Genomic DNA, 25,125 nt, shown 5'->3' with positions numbered 1-25,125 from the left:
ATAATCGTGGTTTTTTATTATGGTAAAGAAAAAGCTTATTCGCTTTCTAGTTCAGGTTCTGCTTCACCACGTAGATCTTGTTGAACGCCTTGTAAAAAGTTACGTAGAACTTGGTCTTTACAAATACGGTAGTGTTTATGATCTGGCTTGCGGAAGAAAGCGCTTAATTCGTGCTTACTCAGACGGAAGTTAACTAACTTCATAAGATCTAAAACATCATCTGCTTTTAAGTTTAAAGCAATTTGTAGTTTTTTAAGAATGATGTTGTTCGTTAGTTTTTCTTCAGGCTTTGGTTGCTCGCCTTCACGCTTACCACGACGATCATTGATTAAACCATTTAGAAACGTTGCTAATTGAACATCTTGACAACTTTTATAGTCTTTATCGTCATCCGCTTTTAACCAGTTACATACTTCTTCACGAGTTACTTTAAGATCAGCGGCACCAAACAGTGCGATCATTTTTGTATCGTCAAAATCAAAAGTATAGCGAATGCGTCGTAGAACGTCGTTATTAGTCAAGGTAGATCCTAAATGTCTTAATTTAAATTAGAGGCAGACTATAACTCTTAATGCGCATAGGTAAAAGATTTATGTGATCTCAAGACAGAAAAAACCCGAGATTTACCTCGGGCTTATTAAATATCTTATGATCTTACTAAATTACATTTGGCGTAATGCATTAATACGTTTATCTAATGGCGGGTGGCTCATTAGTAATTCCATTAATGTGTGCTTACCGTTAATGCCGAAAGCCATCATAGAACCTTCTAGTTGAGACTCCTGTCCCGTACGTAAGCGCTCTAATGCCGCGATCATTTTCTCTTTACCAACCAACTGTGCAGCACCTGCATCAGCATGGAATTCGCGATGACGACTAAACCACATCGTCAAGAAGCTTGCTAAGAAACCAAACGCAATTTCAAGAATAGTAGAAACGATGAAATACGTCATAAAACTACCACCTTCGCCCTCACCTTCTTCATCGTTTGACGTAAAACCACTAACAGCATTTGCAATCATACGTGATAAGAAAATAACAAAGGTATTCACGACACCTTGCATTAACGTCATTGTTATCATATCGCCATTTGCAATGTGACTCACTTCATGAGCAAGAACCGCTTCAGCTTCATCACGAGTCATGCTGTGAAGTAAGCCTGTTGATACTGCAACCAATGAATCATCACGCTTAGCACCAGTAGCAAAAGCATTCATATCAGGCGAGTCGTAAATTGCAACCGTTGGCATACCAATACCAACTTGCTGCGCTTGACGAGCTACCGTCTGCATTAACCAATGTTCAGTTTCATTACGAGGTTGTTCAATAACCTCACCACCTACTGAACGCAATGCCATTGATTTTGACATCATTAGAGAAACTAACGAACCACCAAAACCGAACAATACAGCCATAACAAGTAAACCAGAAAGGCTACCTTGTTGAATCCCCGTAACCGCATAAACAATATTCAGAACAATACTGAATACAATCATCACAGCTAAGTTTGTTGCTAAAAACAGCGCAATACGCTTCATTTATCTTTCTCTCCAGTTAATAATTAATTCAACTCATTTATTTTTTTATTTTGAGTTGGAACCAAACGCATCTAGCACGCTTAATAGGTATACCCATAAGATAGTGCCATTTCCTATAAACACAAGGGCTTGACGCACTTTGATACACTTTCTTATCTCCTATTTACCTTTATTCACTACTTTTTAAACAACTAAAGCCTGAATGGTAAATTAGAGGGTTAGACTTAAGTCGTATTGCACGCTTTTTTATTTAGGTTTAACTTGTCCTTAATCAATCAAAATAAATAATGCTCAAGGACCGAACATGACAGAGAAAGAAACTTACCTAATGGCGATTGACATGCTTTGCTGCCATCTGGGGTTATCAAAAGAAGAAGCCCAAAAGCAATTGGGAATTGAAGATCAAACGAATATCGAAAGTCAGATTGCTGATACTCAAGAAGCATTGATGGGTTTATATCGCTAATTGAAATATAGCACATACAAAAAAGGCAGCTTACTAACTAATAGTAAGCTGCCTTTTGCTATTTTATGAATAGAAACTTATGCAGTAACTGCAGCTGTTTCTTTTGCTTTCATTTCACCAACAGGTAATACAGTACGACCGTATTCACCATTAATTACTTGAGCCATAGAGAAGTACATAGCACTTAAACCACAGAATAGACCAACATAACCAGCCATGTGGCCAATTAATACGCTACCAGTGAAGTCGCGAGCTGAAAGCAATGCGAACAAGATAGTTAAGCTACCGAATACAACTTGCTTAGCACGTGGGTAGTTGAATGTACCCAAGAATAAGAAGAATGTTAATACACCCCACATTGCAAGGTACCAACCCATGAATGCTGCTGACGTTGCTTGGCCTAGACCCATTTCTGGCATAAGAATTAAGCCAACAAGAGATAACCAGAAGAAACCGTAAGAAGTAAATGCTGTAGTACCAAATGTATTACCCTTTTTATACTCCATGATGCCTGCAATTACTTGTGCAAGACCACCGTAAAAAATACCCATTGATAAGATCGCAGTATTTAAAGGAAAGAAACCAGCATTATGCAGGTTTAATAACACAGTTGTCATACCAAAAGCCATTAAGCCTAATGGTGCTGGATTTGCAAGTTTGTTCGACATTTCGATGCCTCAAAAAAAGGTGTAATAGTTAAAAAAATGTTTAGGAAGCGCATTCTATTTACGAGCAGCAAAGATCACAAGTATCATTTATGAAATCTTACATTTCATTTATTGCATTCTTAAATTTAAGTCGCTAGCACCATTTTTTATAACTCATTACATCCAGTTTCCCCCTCTTCTATTTAGACAGTATACCTAATTACGATTACACTAGAGATCTTGCATATTAGTTGAGAATCTTCATGGAATTGGTGTTTTCCCTGCTACAACAATTGAGTGTTTATCTTGTTCTTGCTTATTTATTAAGTAAGACCCCTCTATTTCTTCCTATTACGACTATTTCAGGACGTTGGAGCCACCGTTTTCTTTGCTACATCATCTTTTCTGGCTTCTGTATTTTAGGTACTTATTTTGGCCTTGCTATTCAAGATGCGATTGCTAATACAAGAGCAATTGGTGCAGTAATGGGAGGAGTGCTAGGTGGCCCTTTAGTTGGTTTTTTTGTTGGCCTAACGGGAGGCTTACATCGATACTCTATGGGAGGATTCACCGATCTAGCCTGTGCTATATCAACGACAGCTGAGGGGCTTCTTGGTGGATTGTTTCATTTATACTTTGTTCGTAAAAATCAAATAGATCAATTATTTAAACCAAGAACTGTTTTAATGATTGCCTTTATTGCAGAGCTATTACAAATGACCATCATTCTAATAGTAGCCAAACCATTTGATCAAGCCTATGCACTTGTCTCCTCTATAATTTTACCTATGGTTGTTGCCAACTCAGTTGGGGCCGCCATGTTCATGAGTATTATCCAAGATAGAAAAACGATTTATGAAAAATACTCCGCAGCATTCTCTAATAAAGCCCTTAATATTGCTCAACGTTCTGTCGGTATATTAAGCCAAGGTTTCAATCAAGAAAACAGTGAGCAAATTGCAAAAATCATCTACGAAGAGACAGGTGTTGGTGCGGTATCTATTACCGATAAAGAGAAAATATTAGCTTTTATTGGTATTGGAGATGACCACCACTTACCTGGCACTCCTATCGCTTCTGATTACACTCGAAAAGCCATAAAGCAAAGTAAAGTGATGTACATCGATGGGGATGAATACCCTTATCAATGCTCTATTGATGACAAATGTAAACTCGGATCAGCACTGGTTATTCCTCTTATTGGGGTGAATAATGAGGTTATTGGTACTATTAAACTGTATGAGCCAAAACTGAAACTATTTTCATATATCAACCTAACATTAGGCGAAGGCATTGCTAAATTGCTCTCTAACCAAATTCTAGCTGGGCGATATTTACAACAACAAACGCTATTAACCCAAGCCGAATTGCGTTTATTACAAGCTCAGGTCAATCCTCATTTCTTATTCAATGCATTAAATACCATTAGTGCCGTAATTCGACGAGATCCCAATCGGGCCCGTGAATTAATTCAGCATTTATCACAATTTTTCCGTCGAAATTTAAAGCAGAACTTTGAGCAAGTTACCTTAAAAGAAGAACTGCATCACGTACAATCTTATCTAGAAATTGAACTGGCTCGCTTTGCAGATAGACTAACCGTCACTATCGATGTAGATGAAAGCTTATACTCATTAAAACTTCCTACATTCACTCTTCAACCTTTAGTCGAGAATGCGATCAAACATGGAACGTCTAATATGTTTGAAGAAGGAGAGATAAAAATCAACGCTTATCTATCCCACCATCAAGTCATTCTTGAGGTTATAGATAATGCAGGACTATACGTAGAACAAACCAGCAGCGATGGCTTAGGCACAACCATTGTTGATAAACGCTTAAAAAATCAATTTGGTGATGCGTTTGGATTAACGCTATCTTGTATTGAAAACAAACAAACCAAAGCCACTATTCACTTACCATTAGAGACGATAAATCATGCTTAAAGCCATTGTGATTGACGACGAACTGTTTGCTCGTGAAGAGTTAATTGAACAATTAAATGAAATTGGTCACATTGATGTTATTGCCGAGTGTGGTAACGCAATTGATGGATTAAAGCAGATAAATCAACTAAAGCCTGATGTGGTCTTTCTTGATATCCAAATGCCAAAGATCACAGGGATGGACTTAATTAGCATGCTTGATCCTGAAACCATGCCAAATGTGGTTTTTGTTACCGCTTATGATGAGTTTGCTGTAAAAGCCTTTGAAGATAATGCCTTTGATTATCTACTCAAACCAATCGAGCCTTGCCGCCTTGAAAAAACAGTAAAACGCTTATTAGCTGCAGAAACCAAACAAGATTTATCCCCTATCGCGCAGACCGAGATCGCTCTAATCCCCTGCTCTGGACACAATAGGATCCTTCTTTTGCCAGCACAAGAACTTGAGGTTGCAAGTATTCAAGCTTCAGGGGTTCAACTGCTAACAAAAACAGAAACCGCTTGTACACAATTAACATTAAAAGTGCTTGAAGAGAAAACCCCACTCATTCGCTGCCATCGCCAATTTTTAATTAACCCTCATTTCATTCGAGAGATTAAATTACATGATAATGGTACAAGTGAGATCCTCACTCAAAGTGGTCATATAGCTCAAGTCAGCCGACGTTACCTAAAAGAAATCAAAGAGCGATTAGGAATTCAGCATTAATAAAAATGGTTTAAAACCACTCAAGATTAAATAACACCACTTAACCCCTCCTCATAACCACTCACCTTTTTTGGGCGTGAACTCTTTACGCCCATCAGTATGATAGCCAGCATATTAATTTATCTATTTAACCAGTAATTCAAACAAGGAATAAATTATGGTTTGGTTTCTAACCTGCGTTGCAGCACTTATCGGTGGTTACTTCATCTACGGTGCGTTTATTGAAAAAATCTTTGGTATTAAAGAAGACAGAAAAACCCCCGCTCATACAAAAACAGATGGCGTAGACTTTGTTCCAATGTCGACACCAAAAGTATACCTAGTTCAACTTCTTAATATTGCAGGCGTCGGTCCAATTTTTGGCCCAATCATGGGTGCCCTTTACGGCCCTGCAGCTATGTTATGGATTGTACTAGGCTGTATTTTTGCAGGTGCAGTACACGATTACTTCTCAGGTATGCTGTCTATTCGTAATGGTGGTGCGTCAGTTCCTACTATTACTGGTAAATACCTAGGTAATGGCGCAAAACACTTTATGAATGTGTTCGCGATTGTTCTTTTACTTCTTGTTGGTGTGGTATTTGTTTCTGCTCCTGCAAGCATGCTAACTAACCTAATGAATGATCAATTTGATTTAGGCATCACCATGACAGCGATGGTTGTTATCATTTTTGGTTACTACATATTGGCGACCATTGTACCAGTTGATAAAATTATCGGACGCTTCTATCCGCTATTTGGTGCTCTATTAATCTTCATGTCTGTTGGCTTAATTTCTGCAATCGCACTATCAAGTGATCATTCTGTGCTTGGTGGCTATGAGCCAAGTGAGATGTTTACCAACATGAACCCGAACGACTTACCATTATGGCCTGCACTATTTATCACTATCGCTTGTGGTGCTATCTCTGGTTTCCACGCAACGCAATCTCCGCTAATGGCGCGTTGTATGGAAAATGAAAAGAATGGTCGTTTTGTATTCTACGGCGCAATGATTGGTGAAGGTATTATCGCTCTGATCTGGTGTGCTATCGCTCTGTCTTTCTTTGATGGTATGGAAGCACTTCAAGCAGCGGTTGCAAACGGTGGTCCTGGTAACGTAGTTTACACATCATCATTCGGTCTTCTAGGTACATTTGGTGGCATCCTAGCGTTCTTAGGTGTAGTTATTCTACCAATTACCTCTGGTGATACTGCATTCCGTTCAAGCCGTTTAATCCTTGCTGAATATTTCAACATGGAACAGAAAACACTGCGTAATCGACTACTTATGGCGCTTCCACTGTTCGTTCTTGGTGGTATCTTAACTCAAGTAGATTTCGGCATTATCTGGCGCTACTTCGGTTTTGCTAACCAAACAACGGCTGTAATGATGCTATGGACCGCTTCTGCTTACCTACTTCGTCATAACAAGTTACATTGGGTTGCGACGGTACCAGCCGTATTCATGACAAGCGTATGTATCACATTCATCTTAAATAACAGTCAACTTGGCTTTGGCTTACCGATGACGCTATCTACCATTACGGGCGTTGTTTCAGCATGTGTAATTGCAGGTCTAGTGATTGTAAAATCAAAAGGCAAAGGCGAGATTGATTCGGAAGAAGAGGGTCTTCAATCTTAATTGTCCGGTTCAATAAAAAATCCCCATTAATCATTATTAATGGGGATTTTCATATATTAGTACTACCCTTTTAATTTCTTAAGCGTTCGGCATCAGCTCAAAAAATAATTATATTAAACAGGATTGACTGTTTATTGTGGGTTAAGACCTAATTTTTGTAATACTAATTTGAAGTTATCTTGACGCTCTTTAATGTTATGAACATCGCCTGTTGAACACGTTGTATCAGGACAACCACGGTTTACAATACCAGAAACATCATCAATAAATTGAGTTCCTTTCAAGCCACTATCTACGTACTTTTTAAGCTCGTTATAATAGTTCCAGTCACCATATTGACCACCTTCATCATTGTATGCCTGTACTGATGTTACCCAGTAGAACAAGCCTGCGATCCACTTAATTTCTTTGTTCTCTTCAGAGCTACAAATCAAACCTGGATTTGAACAAAAATCAAGCTCTGCATAAAGTGGATTTGCTGGTGGCGCTTCAACCATTACACCATCAATCGTTGTACCAATTGTTTCGGGATCAACATGTGAGCGTCCCAAGTAGTGGTTAAGTGTACCGAAGTTTTGACGACCCGTTGTTTGGATAACACCACGTCCCCACCAACCGCAACCTTCCACACTCTCTTGGCTACTACCATCCCAAATGAACGTACCAGCTTTTTGACCAACGTAAATTTTACATTCATCACGCTCCCATACTTGTTTAGAAGTATCTACTTTTTCTGGCACTACATTACAGTGGCCGTTATTTGTCCAACGACCAGCATGTCCATTTACCAATAAACCACGCTCTTCAAGTACAGCATCTGGAGCAGCAAAGACTGGAGCAGGAGCGCCATACCATTTAGCATGCGTCAAGGCAGTGACTTCCATCTTATTGTCACGAGGACAAGAGTAGGCATAATCTAAACCTGACACTGGGTTCACACCGTAATCTGCATACTTCTGACCAAGTTGACCGCAGCTAGCTGTCATCGGGTAATCGGTTGGTGCACCATACTTCACTTCAGACCAGTTATTTTCATCACACGCATTGTAGCGAATGGTTTCTTGCATACTTTGTGCTAAGAAAGCTGCAATCGCAATTTTGGCATATTTGATGTTTGTTTCGTCATCAACTTCATCATTCATTAACCAGAACTTGTTACCTGCAACACCAATGTTGTGCATTGCATTCAAACCATCTAGAAAATCATTCCACTTATACACGGTTGATGGAACCCACTGTGATTGTGGTGTTTCATATAAAAACGCTTCATTGTCCATCGCATTTTCAGCAGCAGCTAACTGTTGGTTTAGTGCTTCGATACGAGTTAATGATCCTTTCTCTAGCTCTTCGCCTACGTAGTACAATGGAACTTTCGCACTTTGATAATGCTCAATCTTAGTTGCCAAATCTTGGCTATCTTGATCAAACGTTAGAGCAAATACATTACTAAATGCGGCTTTACGTAGTTGAGGTTTATTATCAGAATTCCCCATAAAGTAGTCTACTGCTTGGTTTGTCGGCATATTAGCCAACATCACAGGGCTCTTAACGTAATCAGATACTTGCTTCACGTACTCTAACGCGTTATGCCATTGCTCACTTGTCAGTGCTGCTGTTGTACTTGATTTAGTAAACGCAATAAAATCAGCTTTGTTTACAGATCCTAGTTCGTATAAATCTAGCGTAGCGAGTAGATCAGCACTGAATACTGACGCTTTATCCCACACTGATTGACGACCAGAATGTGTATCGTATACAAAATCACCAACACTCAGTGACCAACCAAAACTTATTGTAGGAGCCAAAGTGCTAAGAATTAGGTTATGCGCTTGAGCCCAACCTTTTAGATCATCAGATAGTTCATTGATAGCTGTAATATCAATGCTACTGTTCGTGATGTCAATTGCGTTAATCAGTGCTTGTTTTACTGCTATAGCACCGAAAGATTCGCCTTTATCTCGGGTTGCAAGATCCAACACATCTGAATTAATAATGACCGATGTACTGCCAGCAGTCTCAGCTTGCTCGATAATAGACACAAACGCACGCGTAAGCTGTTCCACGTCAGCTAACACATCGCTATTATTAGTCTGAATAATTAGTGTCGCAGGTGCTAATGTAGATGGGCTAGCTACCACAAATGTATTTGGCCAACCAGCAACTTCTAAACGAATAGGATCCAGAGGATTTGGTAAAGAAAGGACTGGCGCAGTACCAGGTTCTGAACCATCACAATTTAAGTGGAGAGCCCATGAACTATCACTTCCAGGAATACTTTGTGTCCAGTAAACTGCCGAATAAGCGATATTTTTATGCACCATAATGTCACCATTTGTTGCATGATCGCCACGTGTCCAATCTGGATACACATTGAAACTTTCACATAGCCCACCAGAAATAAAAGGAACAACATTAGTTGTTTGGATTTCATCCGATGCATATACATAGCCACTAAGCATAGAACTCAATATTGCTAGAGTTATTTTATTTATTTTTTTCATAATTTTTATTTCTTTCCATGTTTACATATTTCAACAAATCAAATATCTGATTCTCATTGATTATTAACCATTGCACTCCGTGCAATTTTCTTCGAATCATTATTTACGTATGTAACATGGTAAATAAAACACCACAATATCCCTTTGATTTAACTGATGAAATATGGTTGGCACATCAAAGAAAAAATAGGTAATAAGAGTATGGATAGTTTATAAATGTGAAATGACTCTAAATACGTATTTCAGTAATTTTTTGTTCTAGTATCACTATATATTTTGAGATATAAATACATATGCAGTGAATCGGGAAGAATATCCGCTTTTTTATTTAGATATAAAAAAAGGCTGAACGATTTCACGTTCAACCTTCCGTTTAGTGCTATTAAATCACTTATTTTTTCGCAGCAATCGCCGCATAGTCACTTAATAATTTAGACAGTACTGGTAACCAATTTAACGCATCTGTCGGCGGTTTCGCTAAAATTTTCTCAACCAATTCACAGTGCTCTTCTAACGATACCGCTTCTTCTAAATTAAATAGCATTGCATAAGCATGCCATAAAACAAGACGCATCATACGTAAGCTATTTTGTTGTGAGTTTTCAGACTCTGAAAATGCATGAGTCACTTCACCAAGAGCGACAGCAGCAAGACGAAGCATGGCATCTAATTGAGCCGTTTGCATACGATCTGGATCTGCAGTTTCTTCTTGTTCAAACGTAAAGATCTCTTTTATTGTCTCTTCAGGCACCATACGACTAATCACACGATGACTGAACTCTTCAAGATCATGACGCGGCATTGTTACTAAACAAGAGAAAGTATAATCACGTTCCATTTTACTCTCCTACTTTTTAAGCTTAGTAATACCAGCTTTCTTTTGAATTACATTTTTCAAACGCATACGACGTTCTGCAGAAGCTTGATCTTGATTCACATTAGTCGCGTTATTTGTACGACCTTTACGATCTCTAAATCCTGCTTTAGTATTCACTTTTTCAATGTAAGCATCACGGCTCTTAGGCTCGTAACCTGCTTGAACTACACGGTGAATACGTTGCTGAATTAGCGTTTCAACTTGAACAACCGTCAGTTCTTCTTCACGGCTAACAAATGAAACCGCATGACCTTTTTTACCAGCACGACCAGTACGACCAATACGGTGAACATAATCTTCAGCCAAGAAAGGCATATCGTAGTTAATTACGTGTGGTAAGTCAGCAATATCAAGACCACGAGCTGCAACATCTGTTGCAACCATTACGCGTGCTTTGCCTTCTTTAAATTCTTCTAATGCACGGCGACGAGCACTTTGCGCTTTATCACCATGACAAATAACCGCTTTAATACCATCAAGTTTAAGCTCTTTAACGATGTTATTTGCTGTCTCTTTGTAGTTTACAAATACCAGAACTTGCTGCCAGTTTTTACGGCCAATCAATTCTGATAATAATTCAGTTTTACGCTCTTCATCGACAGGATAAACAACGTGAGCAATAGTCGATGCCGTCATGTTTTCACGATCAACAGAAACACGTTTTGGACGACGTAGAATATCGCTTGCTAACTTGTTCATCTGCGCTGAAGATGTCGCAGAGAACAGCATGATTTGTGGTGCAGAGTTCACTTCCATCATGATATTACGGATAGCGTTAACAAAGCCCATATCTAACATACGGTCAGCTTCATCAAAAACTAAAAATTCAAGATTAGCGATAGAGACATTACCCTCTTCGATGTGCTCTTGAAGACGACCTGGAGTCGCAACCAAGATATCAACACCCGGATCTAATGCTCTCTCTTGAGAAGACATTTTTTTACCACCAAATACCGCCGTTACTGATAACGATGTGTATTTTGTGTAATCAGCGATATTACCTGCGATCTGCTCTGCAAGCTCACGAGTTGGCGCTAAGATTAATGCACGCGCCGAGCGACGAGTCGCTAGTTTTTTAGAATCAAGCAATTGCTGAATAACAGGCAGTGCAAATGCAGCCGTTTTACCAGTACCGGTTTGAGCATTCGCAAGAATATCATGACCTTTACGTGCCAAAGGAATGGCTTTTTGCTGGATTGGGGTTAATTTCTGATAACCACATTCAGTTAATGCTTTTACGACTTCAGGCGAAAAACCTTGAGATGAAAATGACATAAAGTGGATTCCTTAAGCGAACAGTCTATGTATTCAATGATCTATAATTTAGCCGCGCATTATAGATGATTTACGGTGAGTTAGCGCACATTTTTTGTTATTCCATCATAAAAAAAGGCAGAAATACCAAAGTATCTCTGCCTTTTCACTCATTTATTTTTAAAACGTCGTTATTAGTGAAGTTTTAAGTTTGGGCGCAGTACTCGGTTAATACGGCCAACCAACATAATTAAGGTTGTTTTAAACACACCATGCAATGCAATCTGGTGCATACGATACAGTGAAATGTATACAACGCGTGCAATACGACCTTCAACCATCATAGAGCCTTTAGTTAAATTCCCCATTAAGCTACCAACCGTTGAGAAGTTACTTAGTGAAACTAAAGAACCATGATCTTTATATACGTATGGTTTCATGTCACGGTCTGTCATTTTAGCAACAATGTTTTTAAACGCATGACTTGCCATTTGGTGAGCAGCTTGAGCACGAGGAGGAACAAAACCACCATCTGCTTTTTCACATGATGCTAAATCACCAATAACGAAAATATCGTCATCACGCGTCGTTTGTAGCGTTGGTTTAACAACAAGCTGATTAATACGGTTAGTTTCTAAACCTGCAATGTCTTTCATGAAATCTGGAGCCTTGATGCCCGCAGCCCAAACCATGATCTGAGCAGGAATAAGCTCACCATCTTTGGTATGCAAACCTTCAGAATCTGCCTTTGTTACCATTGTTGTCGTTCTTACATTTACACCCAGTTTAGTTAACTCACTGTGTGCTGCAGCAGAAATACGTGGTGGTAATGCAGGAAGAATACGCTCACCCGCTTCCACTAGGTTTACGTTTAGTTTTGCAGAATCTAAGTCACCGAAACCATATAAACGCAGTTCTTTAACCGCATTATGAAGCTCAGCAGAAAGCTCAACACCTGTTGCACCAGCACCAACAATCGCAATGTCGACTGTTTTTTGTGTTGGGTGCATGTGAAGTTTTAAGAACTGGTTATTCATTTCAGTACGGAAACGGTGAGCTTGCTCAGGACTGTCTAGGAAGATACAGTTATCTCGAACCCCAGGCGTATTGAAATCATTAGATATAGAACCAATCGCAAGAATCAAATAGTCGTATTCAATTTCTCTTGTCGGAATAAGTACTTCATCGTGCTCGTCTTTAATTTCAGCCAGTGTGATGAATTTACGTTCGCGATTGATATCGCATAAGCTACCCATTTGAAAATCAAAAGAATGATTTTTTGCATGAGCACGGTAACTGATTGCATCAACACCTTCATCTAAAGAGCCAGTTGCTACTTCATGAAGCAATGGTTTCCATAAATGGCTTGCTTTACGATCAACCAAAGTAACTTCTGCACGACCTTTACGACCTAATGTACGACCAAATTTAGTAGCAAGCTCTAGACCACCAGCTCCACCACCAACAATAACAATCTTAGTCATTGCAATCTTCCTCTAAAAAATAAAAACGGTATTAACCTGAGTAACTCAGATTAAAAAATTTGTGCTCTCTTTGTTTTGCTAACTAAGCAGTTCAAACATCAGAGTCTTGAGGAAACAGCGTTCACGTTACGCTAACTTGAGCAATTTATGCTTCTTTATTTTATTTTTTGCATTATATATCCGTATTTCGGATGTTATCAAGCATATATAGATGTTATATAGAAGATTTCTTTTGAGGTGTAAAATAAATGATGAAATTGTGTTTTTTTGTAACGAAAAGTGATTTCTTTGGTTTAGATCAAAAAAACCTCACGATAATGTAAGGTTTTTATTATGTTGCCAGTCGTTCTTATACCCAAATAGAATTTACAAAACAGGCATTAAATTAAGGTTTCGGCCTCTTTAAATGCCTTCATTGCTTGAAGATGCTGAGAAATTTTCTTGAACTTATGAGTTTCATTTTCATCCCAAATAACTTGGTAATAAGGTTCAAGTTCTGCGGCCGCCTCTGCATTATCACGTATTTCATCACTTTTAGATAAAATACATAAACAATGTTCTTTATTCTTTTGACGGAATTTTTCTACACACTTAGTCGCAATGTCTGCATACTCTTCAGGACGATCAATACGACCTTCCATATTCACTTCTGGGTGTAAGTTAGGATTAAAGATAACCTGACGGATACCACATAAAAAACCAATACGTTCAGCCCAAAAACCACCAAGGCCAACACCACAAATAATTGGGCTTGGATCGCCAGCTTGTTCAATAACCTTATGTACTTCTTTTAATAAGTACTGCATGTCATGTTTAGGATGCAGAGTACTGTAGTTAATAAAGCGCACGTCTTCATCAATAAACTGAAGCTGCATAATCTTTTCATGATTACCAGGGCTTGTTGAGTCAAAGCCGTGAAGATAAATAATCATGTATTCCCCCTGTTTCCTGAATAAGAATTTTCCATATAGTAAATTTAATCTACCATGAAAAATAAGGTTTTAAAGCCCTTAACTTGAGCAATAATGAGAACAGTGATCTACCCTAGATAATTGCCGATTTATTTCTTAATTAATGGTAATAATTTCTTGAGCTTGCTCATTTCTCGCTCAGCCAGATCTTGATAGCAATCGTCTTTGAGTAATTGGTGACCTAACGAAAACCATAACGCCCCCATAAAACAGACCCAAGGCGTCCATGTATTTACCGCCTGCTTCCATTTCTTTTCATCAAAGTCTTGTAGCTGGCAATAACGGTGAATAACTTCATCAACATCAAATTGATTCGCGATGATCATCGTTGCTAGATCTTGACTCGGATCCCCGATAGAAGCATATTCCCAATCAATTAAGCCATACCCTTGCTCTTTGACAATAATATTATAAGCACCAATGTCGAAGTGACATAAGCAAGGAGCAAACAATGGCTGTTCATCTTCTTGAGAAAAATAATCAACATAAGCATGCATTTCATTTGTTTGGTTTTCTGGTTCTAATGATGACCAATAACTCAAAATACGTGATTTTAAGCTCATCACATCATTTTTAAGTTCATCGTTAAACCCATCCAAAGCAAGTTGGTGAACTGATACCAATAGTTCAACTGCAACGTCTTTGGCTTTATTAAGTTCAATTACTTCTCCCTTGAACCACTCAACCAACAAACCCTCGTCATTTGAATCGTAAACCTTAGGTGCAAAAGGCACTGCGTCTAATGCTGTTAATATATCTCGCTCTTTATCTCTATCCGCACCAAGTAATGTCGCTTGTTCAGAAACAGGGCGCCAAACAAAAGTCCCCTCTTTCGCTTTGACTTTTAAACAGGCATTAGTTAATCCACCAGACAGCAATGACACTTTCGTTGTTTGTAAACCAAAGTCATCAAAATTAATATCCATATCTACTCCATAAGTCTCGTAATAACATAAGCTTATAAAAGTTTATCACAATTAAGCAATAGCTTTTATTTTGTCTCTAATTTGCAGTGAAAATTGATTTCAAAATCTTAATAGTTTTCGCTATTCAAACGTAAAGAATTGAATTATTATCCGCGCCCTACGCGTCTCTTTAAGGCTAATAATACAGCTCCTTATCAGACGTACTTCTTATACCAATCACAGTAAGTAAGTGATCAGAAATAACGCAGGAAAAATGCTTGAGAACAAGGCGACATTTTTCGATAAGTAGTTATTCTACAATCAAAAATTTCAACGTAGTTATCGAGCATTTTAACCAGTTATGATGAACAGTTATTTACTACGATTGGTATTACATACCTTTCCAAATAAGCGGTTAATCAAACACTTAAAGTAGACTGGTGTTATTTTGGATAGACTATAATGTCCTCTAACGCTTTATATACTGATTTATCTGGCTATTACGATTTAATGTGTGCGGATATCGATTATCAAGAGCAAAGTAACTTTGTTCGCCGTATACATCAAATCTTTGGTAATCAAGGAAGAGATTATCTCGATTTAGCGTGTGGTACAGGCCCTCACGTTAAACACTTTATTAATTATGGATATCATGCAAAAGGGTTAGACATAAACCAACCTATGCTTGATATTGCAAAACAGCGTAACCCTGAAGCTGAGTTTATTTTGCATGACATGAGTAACTTCAAGGTTGAAGAACCTCTGGATTTAATCACCTGTTTTCTTTACTCGATTCACTACAATGCGAATATTGAAAAACTGTCAGAATGCATTGCCAGTGTTCATGCAGCATTAAAGCCAGAAGGCGTGCTGTGTTTTAACTCTGTAGCAAGAAACAAGATCGACAATCGATCATTTGTAAAGCATCCAGCAGAGCATGAAGGCAGCCAGTTTTCCTTCCAATCAGGTTGGAACTATTGCGGTGAAGGTGAACAACAACACTTATTGCTTAAAATAGAAAAGACAACGGATGGTGTAACAGAAGTTTGGGATGACAAGCACCCAATGGTTGCGGTTGATTTTGAGCAACTAAAAACACTGCTAGAACCTTACTTTGAGGTTCACATGTTTGAACATGATTATGAAAAAATCACACCATTAAATGATGGTTCAGGCAATGCTATCGTTGTTTGTGTGAAAAAATAGTCCTACTTTCAATTGTTAACATATAAAAAATCCGCCAACCAAGGCGGATTTTTCTTTAATAACTCATCAGAATAGAATTGACTCTGAGTAGGTATTACAGGTAGTTAGCATCAACTAATTCGCTGATCTCTACTTTTTTCACTTCAGGACGGCTGTCTAACCAGTTAGCCACTAGAAGCTGCTCTTCTGCTGTTGCTGAACGGTAACGCTCAGTTGAACAGATAAAGCCTTCAAATAGCTCTAGGCCACCACCACCAAAACATAGCTCAATGCTGTTGATGTAATCAATGAAGTCATCTACGAATACATCATATTGGTCAAAGTCTTTAAATTCAGTAGTACAGCTTACTTCAAAACCAAGAATCGCAAACTCACCTAAGTATAACTTTTTACGAATACGACGATTTTTACTTTCTAACTTATTCAGTTTCATAGCATTTCTCTCTTTGATTTATCTAACACTACTTATACTCCTTTCCATCAGCTTTCCCAAGCTTTGATTGAAAATAATCGTTCAACACCGCAAAGAAAACCTTGTATAGGAAGTAACTGATTCAATGACCACTCCCTAAAGAATGAAAATAAAAACCTTTACTAAACAATAAATTGAATATGAATAATGATAAAAAACAGAAGATAAACACGAGTTGATTTATATTATTTATAAAAAAAAATAAAACCTATTAAATAGAAGAAAATTTCATTTTCAAACCTGAAAATAGCAGTGTAAGGTGTGCGGCCTCAAACTATTATAAACCTTCAAAATGATTAAAAAAATAACCTTAATTTTCTGCTCAATTATACTAATAATCCTTACTTTAACTATTATTGCATCGGAGAAATTTTTAACGTCATATAAAGAAAGTAATATGACCCATGCAAGTAAGATTGCGCTCAATGTGACACAAGCTAATTATAATACAGCAATAAATGGAATATATGGCTCTATAAAGTCATTGTCTGCCGCCTTAGAATTAGACCCAAATCAACCTTTCGATGAAGAGCTGATATTAAATAATATAAAAAATATCGTAAAATCAAACAATGCATACAGTAATACCATCATATCAAACCTAAATGGCGATGTTTTCTCTGTTAGTGCAAATGGCTGGAATCCAAATTTTAATGCCATAAAGGGCAATAGAGAATGGTTCAACACCATTATTAATGATAAAAAAGAAGTAAATATATCAGCACCTTACCGATCAAACAGCAATTCCTATGAGATCACAGCCAGTGCCCCGCTTCTATTTAACAACCAAGTCGTTGGCGTAATAGCTGTTGGCGTTAACTTAAATACCTTAATACCTGACAACGGCATAGAATTCGCGTTAACGACTGAAGATGGATATATCGTTGCGGCTGATAGGAAATCAACTAATTGGGTAAATAAAAACTTATTTGACATTCGACCGTCATATAAAGAAGTGACAGACAGTCCAATGTTTATTGATACTGGCGATGGGGACTATTTTAGTTTAGTAAGAGTACCATTCTCTCACGGGATTATCGGTTACATATTTACTAACCAAACGATTACCTTTCAAAATGCTCAAAATATTCAAGCTACTTTAATTAGCGTGCTTATTGCTCTTGGCTTAATTCTGACTCTTGCTCAATTTATTATTGTTCGTAGAGAGCTTTCACATATCCCAAGTGTTGTAAAAAACATTCAATTGATGGCTGGTGGTGATTTTACCAATCTATCAATACCTAAAACAGGGAACGAAATAGATTTAATCACTGAATCGTTAGAAAGCTTACAATCACGTATTTCTGATGTTATGGCAAAAACCAATATAATCATGTACAAATTATCTGAACATCAGGAACAAATCTCAGAGGTTACTAATAACAATGTGATGCGTTCTGAATCAGAACTTCAGCATATTGACCATATCGCAGCAGCAATAACTGAGATGGCAACAACCGCAAACGATATTGCAGCGAATGCGCTATCTGCAGAGGGAGAAACTAGCTCTACCTTAATTCTCTCTTCTAATAGTTTAAAAACACTACAAGAGTCATCATCTATCGTTGAACGTGTTTCATCTTCTGTTAAAGAGTCTTCTTGTATTATTGAAGAATTAAAAATCTTATCAGACAACATCAGTTCTGTGGTTGATGTTATTGGAAACATTTCAGACCAAACTAACCTGCTCGCTTTAAATGCCGCAATTGAAGCAGCTCGAGCAGGAGAGCAAGGCCGAGGATTTGCCGTTGTTGCTGATGAAGTTAGGGCTCTGGCAGTTAAAACTCAAGACTCGACTGCAAATATTCAGACCATTATTTCAACCCTACAAATTGAAGCAACAAAAGCTGTTGATTCAATGGAAAACAACTTACACCTGACTGATGATTTAGCAAAAATATCAAGTAAGATTGAAAACGCATTTAATCATATTTCAGAGAAAGTAACGTTACTGGTTGATATTAATTCATCCGTTGCAACAGCATCTGAAGAGCAATCAATTGTGAACCAAAATATTGCCCATAATGTTGAAGATATTAAAAATATGGTTGTTGATAATTTATCAGGTGTAACTCAAGCAATTGATGCGAACACAGAAATGGTTGCATTAGTTGAAGAGTTAAAAACAGAAGTCGGCTTCTTCAAAGTGTCTAATTAATAGTACTAAATATAAAAAAGCCAGAGCACTTTCCCGCTCTGGCTTTCATCTCATCAAATTAGAGTTTAGTAATTACCAACCTAATAAGCTTTTCTCTTGCTGCTTACGGATCTCAGTTTCATCAGCCCATTCAATAAGGCCTGTTTCTAAATCCATTAAACGCATTGTCATTTTGTAGTAAACGTCTTTGTCGCTACCTGCATTTTTCACGATGCTAGAAAGGTTGCCATAAAGCATGTATTGAGCGCCGACCATTTTACCAAATTGAATTGCTGTGTTTTGGTTTACTAGCTCATCATTATTTTGGAAGTTAAGTTGTGAACGTACTGCTTCTACACGATCCATATCTACAAAACGGAACTTACCAGAATTAAGCAGTTTAGTACTGATTGAATCTGTTACTGATTCAGTATCAATGTGCTCGCTTGTTTTGTTCTTGATGCTCTCAACAAAAACGATTGGACGATTGCCTTGAGTAATTTGAGCAACAGCGCCAGAAGACAACATGCTTTCTGTCATCTCACCCGCAATCTTTTGTAGATCCGTTGAGCCAAAATCTACTGTTGTTGTTTCAACAGCTTGAGCATCACCGTAACTTACTTTATTAGAACAACCACCGAGTAATACAGCCAAGCCTAATAATGCAACAACACTTTTTTTCATTTTATTTACCTCTAGTAAGTGGTTTCTATCTTAAATGAATAGAATTGGTCTATTCTAATGTACGAATTTGAACACGAAATTGAGTCGCTTCAGGTTTTATTGCCACACCTTGAATGCTCATCGTATCTAAACCACGAACAATAAAAGTACGCCAAGGTGAATCAGAACCATTCACTTCTAGCCCTTGAGCATCATACCAATAAAAACGGTATTGAAGTTGTTGATCCCCTGAGAATTTACTTGTAACTGACACAATACCTCGAACCAAACCGTTATTGTCTTGAGTGCTAATCTGCTCTACCGATAAACGATGTCCAAGAACATTATCACCAAAAAGAACTTTTTGAGTACTGCTATCCACGCTAATGCCAGCCGTTTGACTTGAGCTACATGCTGCTAGTGCCAATGGTAACAACAATACGATAAGCCATTTTTTCATTATATTTCTCCTAATTGTTTATGCCACCATGTGACAGCGTTTCCTTGCCTTGAAACCCAAACTACAACGGTATGTCCTTCTTTTACTGTAAAGTCTAGCTCATTCCCTAGGTATTGAATTTTATTTTCACCCGCATCAACATTCAAACTGGTTACGCTAATTAGTGATGGCAATGTTTGCCAGCTACGAGTATCAGGCTGCTCTGTGAGTGAGTTAAAAATAGTTAATAGTGCATTCGCTAACTCTTCTTCTTTAGTATTTCTTGATGTTTTTCGCAATTCATCTTTTGCTACGACTCGCAGCGCTTGGCGAATAACCATGGCAGGCATTCGTTCATTAAGATCATTACGCGCCATCAATGTAACGTCAGATAAACGATCAGATGTGACACTTTGCTCGTTCACTTTAAGTGGTGAGAAGGCTTCAAGCTTCACTTGCTTATAGTAAGGTAACGATAAATTATACTGAACAAAATTACCTTGGCTGTCCCACATTGGCAAACGTAATCGCCAATCAGATAACTGAGGTACTATTCCTTGCTCATCAATAATGATCACACGGCTATCAGAGCGATTAGGAGCTTGATACGCCCCATACTGTTTCTCTAACATCTTAATGTCATTACTCATGCCAAGTCGGCGAGCGAGACGTTGTACAGATTCAATCACTGTTTTATTGTTCGGAGCAACCGCAAGTGCTCGCTTATAATCAATATAAGCATCACTATAATTTCGATTCGTTTCAAACAACAAGCCAGAATAGTAGAAAAGGTAGCCATTCTGAACAGCAGCCAGCTTATTACCAACATCAGGATAGTTAGCTAAGATTGCGCCGACATTAGCGTCGACCCCTTCCTTTTTAGCGTCTTTTTCTGCTGAGCGTAACTCTTTTTCCCTGTCTCGCTTCGCTTGTTCTTGAATATAGTTTGCTTTTCTAACTTCAATCAACGCGCCTTCTAAATCATTATTTTTTAAATAATTCAATGAAAGATAAAGGTGCAAATAACCCAACTCATAATCTGCAGGTTTATAATCGATCAAGTTATCGTTAGTCACTAATGAACCGGCTTGGTTCGCAGAATCTGATACAGAGATGACAGCTTGGTCACTTTGCACTCTTACTGCTTGTTCTGCCCCTTCAAAATCCGCTTTACTTTCTGCATATTGTTCACTCAATAAAGCGATACGACCACGCTCTAAATTATCTAAAATTGGCCCACCCGCTTCAGGGGCTTCTTCGCTATAGGCAATCTTAGCCTCACCATTTTTAACTAATTGGTATGTTTCGTCAGTTTGAGCAGAGTAATGACTGAATAGATTTCCAACAGACAGGTTGGCACACCCCGAAAGCATTAGGGTAAAAGAGAGAATGATGGATTTTTTAAATAATGATGTCATTTAAATAAATTAGCTCTTTAGTTGAAAAAAGTAAGGCCCCAAACATAGGAGCCTTATTATAGAGAACTATTAACTTAACAGCATTGGACCTAATGGACGTCCGCCCACAAGGTGCATATGAATATGATAAACTTCTTGGCCACCGTGTGGATTACAGTTAACGATTAAACGGTAACCTTCATCAGCAATGCCTTCTTCTTTTGCTATTTTCTTAGCAACCGTAAATAAGCGACCCATGACTAACTCATCCTCAGCCTCTATATCATTAGTGGTTGGGATCAATTTGTTTGGAATGATTAGAACGTGGCTTGGTGCTCGTGGGTTAATATCACGAAACGCAGTAACTAAATCATCTTGATAAACCACATCCGCAGGGATCTCTTTGCGAATAATTTTACTAAAAATCGTTTCTTCAGCCATGAAGCTTCTCCAATAAAACACAGTTTTTTATTTACTATTAGCTCTAGTATGCGTCACAAATTTCTCGAAAACAATAACTTGACGATTAAGTTAGCGACAAATTACTTAGTAATGACAAAAATCACATTTCATAAATGAGACTGATATCTCTATCAGCATTATTAATTTTATAGATTAGTCACAGCATGTAGGGGCGATTCTCCATACTATTAATGCTATACGTTCACATTATTAAGACTTCCCTACAAATACAACTTTAGTCTTGCGTTAACAAAAAAGAGAGATGAAACATGAACAGTTCCGTTATACGTCGAATGTATGCAGGATTTTCACTTATTGTTATTCTGTTTATAACGACGGTTGTCCTCATGCTAAACGGCACGAATAATATCCACAACCAAATGAAATCTGTATCTTCTGATTCCTTACCATTAGTTAGCTTATCAAATGAAACCAGCGTGTCCCTCTTAGCAGCGGACAAATCATTTAAAGACTTTCTAACGACACGCGACCCTGCTCAAATGCAGCAATCAAAGCAACAATTTATTGCTGCAGAAGAGATTTTTAATACTACTTTCCAGCGTTTAGTGAATGTTGCAGAACAGAAGAATACCGGAGAGCAACAACGAACAGAGTTGTCTGCTATACAGCAAGCTTATTTCACTGAAGCAAAAACTGCGATGGATAACTACCAAGCGCTATTACTTGCTGAAGATGAAAAACAAAAATCAATCCGTAACTTCCAGCGTCTATACACTGAATTAAGTGTGCGCATGAAAGAGTATGTTAACGATCAAGAGAGCATTGCCGTAAAAATGATGGCAAAGAGCTACTTTGTTAAACTTGAAGATGCAGAGCTAATCACTTCTGATGCATTAGCAAGCAATGACATTGAGTTTGTAAAAAAAGCCGTGAACCAAAACAAAAAAGCCGTTACTCACCTAAATTACGCTTACCGTGGTTTGGTAAATCAGCTGCCTCAGCTAAAAGAAACCTTTGATGATCCTGTTAGCCAATTCAGTCTAGAAGTTGGCAAAAAAGAAGGTATTCTTAATACGCACTTCGCCTATTTAGATGCAACAGATACCCTTTATAGCAATATTTCAAATCTGGCTCGCCAAATCGATAGCGCTCTTGTTTTACTAAAATCGTTCAATGAATTAGCAAACCAAGACCTACAACAATCGCTGCAAGTTGCTGAGGATATTTACCAACAGAGTGTTTATAAAGCACTTGTACTTGGTGTTGTCGTCTCACTATTAGCTACCTTTGTTGGCTTCCACTTAGCCTCATCAGTAAGAACACCATTACAAAACATGCTTAAGATTTTAGAGTCGTTAACTTCAGGTGACATGACTCAACGAATTGAAACAAAGCACAATACTGAATTTAGCCGAGTTTCTCGCCACATCAATACACTGGCAGATAATCTACAAAAAGTATTACTGCAACTTAGTGGTGCTTCTGATGAGTTAACTGAAGTGGCTCAAAATAACAGTGCAACGGCAGAAAGAGCCAAGCAACAGCTATTTAATCAACGTGAACAAACCACGAGCGTCGCCGCAGCCATGACTCAAATGGAACATTCTGTTGTTGAAGTAGCCTCAAGCTCAGAAAGCTCACTACTTAAGGTTCAAGAAGTAGAAGCGGCCTCTGAACATGGGCAGCAAGTAATGCGAAGTAACTTACAAACCATTGAGCAGCTATCAAGCCGTCTTGATGAATCGGTACAAGCCGTGGGTAATTTACAAAAAGTCAGCAGTGAAATAGGCTCAATTCTTGATGTAATTAACAAGATTGCCGAGCAAACTAACCTACTTGCACTTAATGCCGCAATTGAAGCAGCACGCGCTGGCGAACAAGGCCGTGGCTTTGCTGTCGTTGCCGATGAAGTTCGTATTCTTGCTCAACGTACCGCAAAATCGACGTCGGAAATTGAAGCCATGATAGCTAACTTGCAATCTAGCTCTAAAACAACAACCGTTGTGATTGAGAGTTGCGTGGAAGATATGCAGCAAAGCGTAATTCAAACGAATGAAGCAAATAATGCAATGGTGATGATCCAAAGCTTGATTGATGAGATAAGCCACATGAGTAATCATATTTCTCAAGCAGCCAACGAGCAAAGTGCAACAACCACAGAGATTGCACGCAGTCTTGAAGACATTAGCCACATTGCAGAAGACAACCAAACAGCAATGAATGATATTGCCAATGTCAGCTCAACACTGAATGAATTAGCACACCAACAAAGCGATATCGTGCATCAATTTAAAGTGTAATTAACATACGTTGAGGGAAAACTTTTCCCTCAACTAAAAAATAGAATCATATAAAATACAACCTAAAACCGACAGAGATGCTTTTCCTGTTCTACTATTTAAACGTACGGTGCTACTTGTGTGTTTTGAAATAGAAGGAAAGAAATATGAAAAGATCATCTTTACTTGCTGCTATAACTCTCACCTCTATAGGTTTCTCTTCCCCCTTGCTCGCCGAAACATACGTCGGTGCTAAATTAGGTCTTGGCCTCATTGATGATGCGTGTGCTTCTTCTGGGCCCTGTGATGATGATGCATTTGGCTTTGGGGCATACGGTGGTTACCACTTTACAGAACGATGGGGCCTAGAGCTTGGATTTGATTCTATTGGCGAGTTTGAATCTAGTCATTCTTATAACGGCACAACAAAGTACGTTGATAGTCGTCTTACCGCTCTCTCATTAGCTCCTCGTTATACTTTCTCTGCTACCGATACCATTGACGTATTCCTCAAGGCGGGTGCCGCGTATATGGACTATAGCAACGCAAATGATACTGTATTCACTGCAGGCTTAGGCAGTGAATTAGCGCTTAATGAAAGCTTAGCCCTACGCCTAGAGTACCAATACTTTGACGATATCGATGATAGTTACATCTATGATTTATCATCACACTTTATCTCACTAGGTCTTACTTACACCTTTGGAAACGCCTCAAAAGCGACATCAATAGAAGAAGAGGAAGAAGTTGAAGTCGTGCCAGAACCAGAAAAGCAAATGGCTGAGCCTATGGAAGAAAAACCAATGGAGCCAGCTCCAATCAAGCAAGAACAATCTAAATCACATCAAAACTTATTTAAAAATAATGGTTCTGAACTCGCACCAGAAAGCTATGCCGAACTTAATTCAATCGCAGCTATTTTAGTTGCACACCCACAAGCAAGTGTAAACATTGTTGGCCATACCGATTCATCTGGCTCAGAAGCTTACAACCAAAAAATATCAGAAGACCGAGCAAATTCTGTCTCTAAATATTTACAAGAACAAGGGGTAAAAGAAGAGCAAATAAACGCAAGTGGTGAAGGAGAATCAAACCCAATCGCAACCAACAAAACAGCCGAGGGAAGAAGTCAAAACCGTCGAGTAGATATCGATATCCCTAATTTTGAATATTAATACTCACCCAGT

22 protein-coding genes are annotated in these 25,125 nt (G+C 38.3%); 8 read left to right on the top strand and 14 right to left on the bottom strand.

From position 1 onward, the window contains the following. Nucleotides 1–35: 35 nt before the first annotated feature. Both AC2INI_RS05995 and htpX read right to left on the bottom strand, forming a co-directional pair. Nucleotides 36–521, bottom strand: a complete 486-nt coding sequence (locus AC2INI_RS05995; RefSeq protein ID WP_122035056.1) for a YehS family protein — start codon at nt 519–521, stop codon at nt 36–38. A 141-nt stretch (nt 522–662) separates the two neighbouring features. Continuing rightward, nucleotides 663–1,538: a protease HtpX gene (gene htpX / locus AC2INI_RS05990; protein ID WP_122035058.1), complete on the bottom strand. Its 876-nt coding sequence runs from the start codon at nt 1,536–1,538 to the stop codon at nt 663–665. A 304-nt stretch (nt 1,539–1,842) separates the two neighbouring features. On the opposite strand from htpX, the gene AC2INI_RS05985 reads away from it, so the two are divergent. Then, the gene (locus AC2INI_RS05985) at nt 1,843–2,004 is read left to right on the top strand and encodes a heat-shock protein HtpX (RefSeq protein WP_122035060.1); all 162 of its coding nucleotides are present in this window, start codon (nt 1,843–1,845) and stop codon (nt 2,002–2,004) included. A 77-nt stretch (nt 2,005–2,081) separates the two neighbouring features. On the opposite strand, the gene AC2INI_RS05980 is transcribed toward AC2INI_RS05985, so the two are convergent. Next, nucleotides 2,082–2,672 carry an acetate uptake transporter gene (locus AC2INI_RS05980; protein WP_446703753.1) on the bottom strand — a complete coding sequence of 197 codons (591 nt, stop codon included), beginning with the start codon at nt 2,670–2,672 and terminating at the stop codon, nt 2,082–2,084. Nucleotides 2,673–2,914: 242 nt separating this feature from the next. Between AC2INI_RS05980 and AC2INI_RS05975 the strand changes: the two genes are divergently transcribed. From AC2INI_RS05975 to AC2INI_RS05965, 3 genes are all read left to right on the top strand, one after another. Next, nucleotides 2,915–4,597, top strand: a complete 1,683-nt coding sequence (locus tag AC2INI_RS05975) for a sensor histidine kinase (RefSeq protein WP_122035064.1) — start codon at nt 2,915–2,917, stop codon at nt 4,595–4,597. Further along, a complete protein-coding gene (gene btsR / locus AC2INI_RS05970) occupies nt 4,590–5,306 on the top strand; it encodes a two-component system response regulator BtsR (RefSeq protein ID WP_122035066.1) in 717 nt (238 codons plus the stop codon). The genes AC2INI_RS05975 and btsR overlap by 8 nt, the downstream gene beginning before the upstream one ends. A 157-nt stretch (nt 5,307–5,463) precedes the next feature. Next, nucleotides 5,464–6,930 (top strand): carbon starvation CstA family protein, encoded by a 1,467-nt coding sequence (locus AC2INI_RS05965; RefSeq protein ID WP_486305588.1) that lies wholly within the window; start codon nt 5,464–5,466, stop codon nt 6,928–6,930. A 131-nt stretch (nt 6,931–7,061) separates the two neighbouring features. On the opposite strand, the gene AC2INI_RS05960 is transcribed toward AC2INI_RS05965, so the two are convergent. The 6 genes from AC2INI_RS05960 to AC2INI_RS05935 all read right to left on the bottom strand — a co-directional run bounded on the left by AC2INI_RS05960 (nt 7,062) and on the right by AC2INI_RS05935 (nt 14,943). Next, nucleotides 7,062–9,431 (bottom strand): cellulose-binding domain-containing protein, encoded by a 2,370-nt coding sequence (locus AC2INI_RS05960; protein WP_486305587.1) that lies wholly within the window; start codon nt 9,429–9,431, stop codon nt 7,062–7,064. A 391-nt stretch (nt 9,432–9,822) separates the two neighbouring features. Then, on the bottom strand, nt 9,823–10,269 hold the full coding sequence (locus AC2INI_RS05955) for an exoribonuclease R (protein WP_122035070.1): 447 nt from the start codon (nt 10,267–10,269) through the stop codon (nt 9,823–9,825). Nucleotides 10,270–10,278: 9 nt separating this feature from the next. After that, nucleotides 10,279–11,583, bottom strand: coding sequence for a DEAD/DEAH box helicase (locus AC2INI_RS05950; protein WP_122035073.1), 1,305 nt, complete (start codon nt 11,581–11,583; stop codon nt 10,279–10,281). Nucleotides 11,584–11,756: 173 nt separating this feature from the next. Further along, nucleotides 11,757–13,046: an NAD(P)/FAD-dependent oxidoreductase gene (locus AC2INI_RS05945; RefSeq protein ID WP_122035075.1), complete on the bottom strand. Its 1,290-nt coding sequence runs from the start codon at nt 13,044–13,046 to the stop codon at nt 11,757–11,759. Between the two features lie 380 nt (nt 13,047–13,426). Further along, nucleotides 13,427–13,978 (bottom strand): alpha/beta hydrolase YcfP, encoded by a 552-nt coding sequence (gene ycfP, locus AC2INI_RS05940; RefSeq protein ID WP_122035077.1) that lies wholly within the window; start codon nt 13,976–13,978, stop codon nt 13,427–13,429. 128 nt (nt 13,979–14,106) lie between these two features. After that, a complete protein-coding gene (locus AC2INI_RS05935) occupies nt 14,107–14,943 on the bottom strand; it encodes a phosphotransferase (RefSeq protein WP_486305586.1) in 837 nt (278 codons plus the stop codon). A gap of 441 nt (nt 14,944–15,384) precedes the next feature. Here AC2INI_RS05935 and AC2INI_RS05930 point away from each other — a divergent pair, with 441 nt between their 5' ends. Next, nucleotides 15,385–16,128 carry a class I SAM-dependent DNA methyltransferase gene (locus tag AC2INI_RS05930; RefSeq protein ID WP_486305585.1) on the top strand — a complete coding sequence of 248 codons (744 nt, stop codon included), beginning with the start codon at nt 15,385–15,387 and terminating at the stop codon, nt 16,126–16,128. 94 nt (nt 16,129–16,222) lie between these two features. On the opposite strand, the gene AC2INI_RS05925 is transcribed toward AC2INI_RS05930, so the two are convergent. Next, nucleotides 16,223–16,561, bottom strand: a complete 339-nt coding sequence (locus AC2INI_RS05925; protein WP_045101861.1) for a YggL 50S ribosome-binding family protein — start codon at nt 16,559–16,561, stop codon at nt 16,223–16,225. A 436-nt stretch (nt 16,562–16,997) separates the two neighbouring features. Here AC2INI_RS05925 and AC2INI_RS05920 point away from each other — a divergent pair, with 436 nt between their 5' ends. Further along, the gene (locus AC2INI_RS05920) at nt 16,998–18,758 is read left to right on the top strand and encodes a methyl-accepting chemotaxis protein (protein WP_486305584.1); all 1,761 of its coding nucleotides are present in this window, start codon (nt 16,998–17,000) and stop codon (nt 18,756–18,758) included. Between the two features lie 72 nt (nt 18,759–18,830). On the opposite strand, the gene lpoB is transcribed toward AC2INI_RS05920, so the two are convergent. The 4 genes from lpoB to hinT all read right to left on the bottom strand — a co-directional run bounded on the left by lpoB (nt 18,831) and on the right by hinT (nt 21,677). Next, the gene (gene lpoB / locus AC2INI_RS05915) at nt 18,831–19,421 is read right to left on the bottom strand and encodes a penicillin-binding protein activator LpoB (protein ID WP_122035085.1); all 591 of its coding nucleotides are present in this window, start codon (nt 19,419–19,421) and stop codon (nt 18,831–18,833) included. A gap of 49 nt (nt 19,422–19,470) precedes the next feature. After that, nucleotides 19,471–19,860, bottom strand: coding sequence for a YcfL family putative periplasmic lipoprotein (locus tag AC2INI_RS05910; protein WP_122035087.1), 390 nt, complete (start codon nt 19,858–19,860; stop codon nt 19,471–19,473). Then, a complete protein-coding gene (locus AC2INI_RS05905) occupies nt 19,860–21,257 on the bottom strand; it encodes a COG3014 family protein (RefSeq protein WP_486305583.1) in 1,398 nt (465 codons plus the stop codon). The genes AC2INI_RS05910 and AC2INI_RS05905 overlap by 1 nt, the downstream gene beginning before the upstream one ends. A gap of 69 nt (nt 21,258–21,326) precedes the next feature. Next, nucleotides 21,327–21,677 carry a purine nucleoside phosphoramidase gene (hinT, locus tag AC2INI_RS05900; protein WP_122035091.1) on the bottom strand — a complete coding sequence of 117 codons (351 nt, stop codon included), beginning with the start codon at nt 21,675–21,677 and terminating at the stop codon, nt 21,327–21,329. Between the two features lie 290 nt (nt 21,678–21,967). On the opposite strand from hinT, the gene AC2INI_RS05895 reads away from it, so the two are divergent. After that, nucleotides 21,968–23,959 (top strand): methyl-accepting chemotaxis protein, encoded by a 1,992-nt coding sequence (locus AC2INI_RS05895; protein ID WP_486305582.1) that lies wholly within the window; start codon nt 21,968–21,970, stop codon nt 23,957–23,959. Between the two features lie 146 nt (nt 23,960–24,105). Continuing rightward, a complete protein-coding gene (locus AC2INI_RS05890) occupies nt 24,106–25,113 on the top strand; it encodes an OmpA family protein (RefSeq protein WP_486305581.1) in 1,008 nt (335 codons plus the stop codon). Nucleotides 25,114–25,125: the final 12 nt, after the last annotated feature.

The sequence above is a fragment of the Aliivibrio friggae genome (genome assembly GCF_057368515.1).
The sequence above is the reverse complement of the archived record's forward strand: the minus strand, read 5'-3'. Positions and strand labels throughout refer to the sequence as shown.

Bases quoted from the DNA above. Each gene is read 5' to 3' on its own strand.
- htpX (WP_122035058.1), bottom strand. From the start codon at position 1,538: ATGAAGCGTATTGCGCTGTTTTTAGCAACAAACTTAGCTGTGATGATT.
- AC2INI_RS05985 (WP_122035060.1), top strand. From the start codon at position 1,843: ATGACAGAGAAAGAAACTTACCTAATGGCGATTGACATGCTTTGCTGC.
- AC2INI_RS05980 (WP_446703753.1), bottom strand. From the start codon at position 2,672: ATGTCGAACAAACTTGCAAATCCAGCACCATTAGGCTTAATGGCTTTT.
- AC2INI_RS05975 (WP_122035064.1), top strand. From the start codon at position 2,915: ATGGAATTGGTGTTTTCCCTGCTACAACAATTGAGTGTTTATCTTGTT.
- btsR (WP_122035066.1), top strand. From the start codon at position 4,590: ATGCTTAAAGCCATTGTGATTGACGACGAACTGTTTGCTCGTGAAGAG.
- AC2INI_RS05965 (WP_486305588.1), top strand. From the start codon at position 5,464: ATGGTTTGGTTTCTAACCTGCGTTGCAGCACTTATCGGTGGTTACTTC.
- AC2INI_RS05960 (WP_486305587.1), bottom strand. From the start codon at position 9,431: ATGAAAAAAATAAATAAAATAACTCTAGCAATATTGAGTTCTATGCTT.
- AC2INI_RS05955 (WP_122035070.1), bottom strand. From the start codon at position 10,269: ATGGAACGTGATTATACTTTCTCTTGTTTAGTAACAATGCCGCGTCAT.
- AC2INI_RS05950 (WP_122035073.1), bottom strand. From the start codon at position 11,583: ATGTCATTTTCATCTCAAGGTTTTTCGCCTGAAGTCGTAAAAGCATTA.
- AC2INI_RS05945 (WP_122035075.1), bottom strand. From the start codon at position 13,046: ATGACTAAGATTGTTATTGTTGGTGGTGGAGCTGGTGGTCTAGAGCTT.
- ycfP (WP_122035077.1), bottom strand. From the start codon at position 13,978: ATGATTATTTATCTTCACGGCTTTGACTCAACAAGCCCTGGTAATCAT.
- AC2INI_RS05935 (WP_486305586.1), bottom strand. From the start codon at position 14,943: ATGGATATTAATTTTGATGACTTTGGTTTACAAACAACGAAAGTGTCA.
- AC2INI_RS05930 (WP_486305585.1), top strand. From the start codon at position 15,385: ATGTCCTCTAACGCTTTATATACTGATTTATCTGGCTATTACGATTTA.
- AC2INI_RS05925 (WP_045101861.1), bottom strand. From the start codon at position 16,561: ATGAAACTGAATAAGTTAGAAAGTAAAAATCGTCGTATTCGTAAAAAG.
- AC2INI_RS05920 (WP_486305584.1), top strand. From the start codon at position 16,998: ATGACCCATGCAAGTAAGATTGCGCTCAATGTGACACAAGCTAATTAT.
- lpoB (WP_122035085.1), bottom strand. From the start codon at position 19,421: ATGAAAAAAAGTGTTGTTGCATTATTAGGCTTGGCTGTATTACTCGGT.
- AC2INI_RS05910 (WP_122035087.1), bottom strand. From the start codon at position 19,860: ATGAAAAAATGGCTTATCGTATTGTTGTTACCATTGGCACTAGCAGCA.
- AC2INI_RS05905 (WP_486305583.1), bottom strand. From the start codon at position 21,257: ATGACATCATTATTTAAAAAATCCATCATTCTCTCTTTTACCCTAATG.
- hinT (WP_122035091.1), bottom strand. From the start codon at position 21,677: ATGGCTGAAGAAACGATTTTTAGTAAAATTATTCGCAAAGAGATCCCT.
- AC2INI_RS05895 (WP_486305582.1), top strand. From the start codon at position 21,968: ATGAACAGTTCCGTTATACGTCGAATGTATGCAGGATTTTCACTTATT.
- AC2INI_RS05890 (WP_486305581.1), top strand. From the start codon at position 24,106: ATGAAAAGATCATCTTTACTTGCTGCTATAACTCTCACCTCTATAGGT.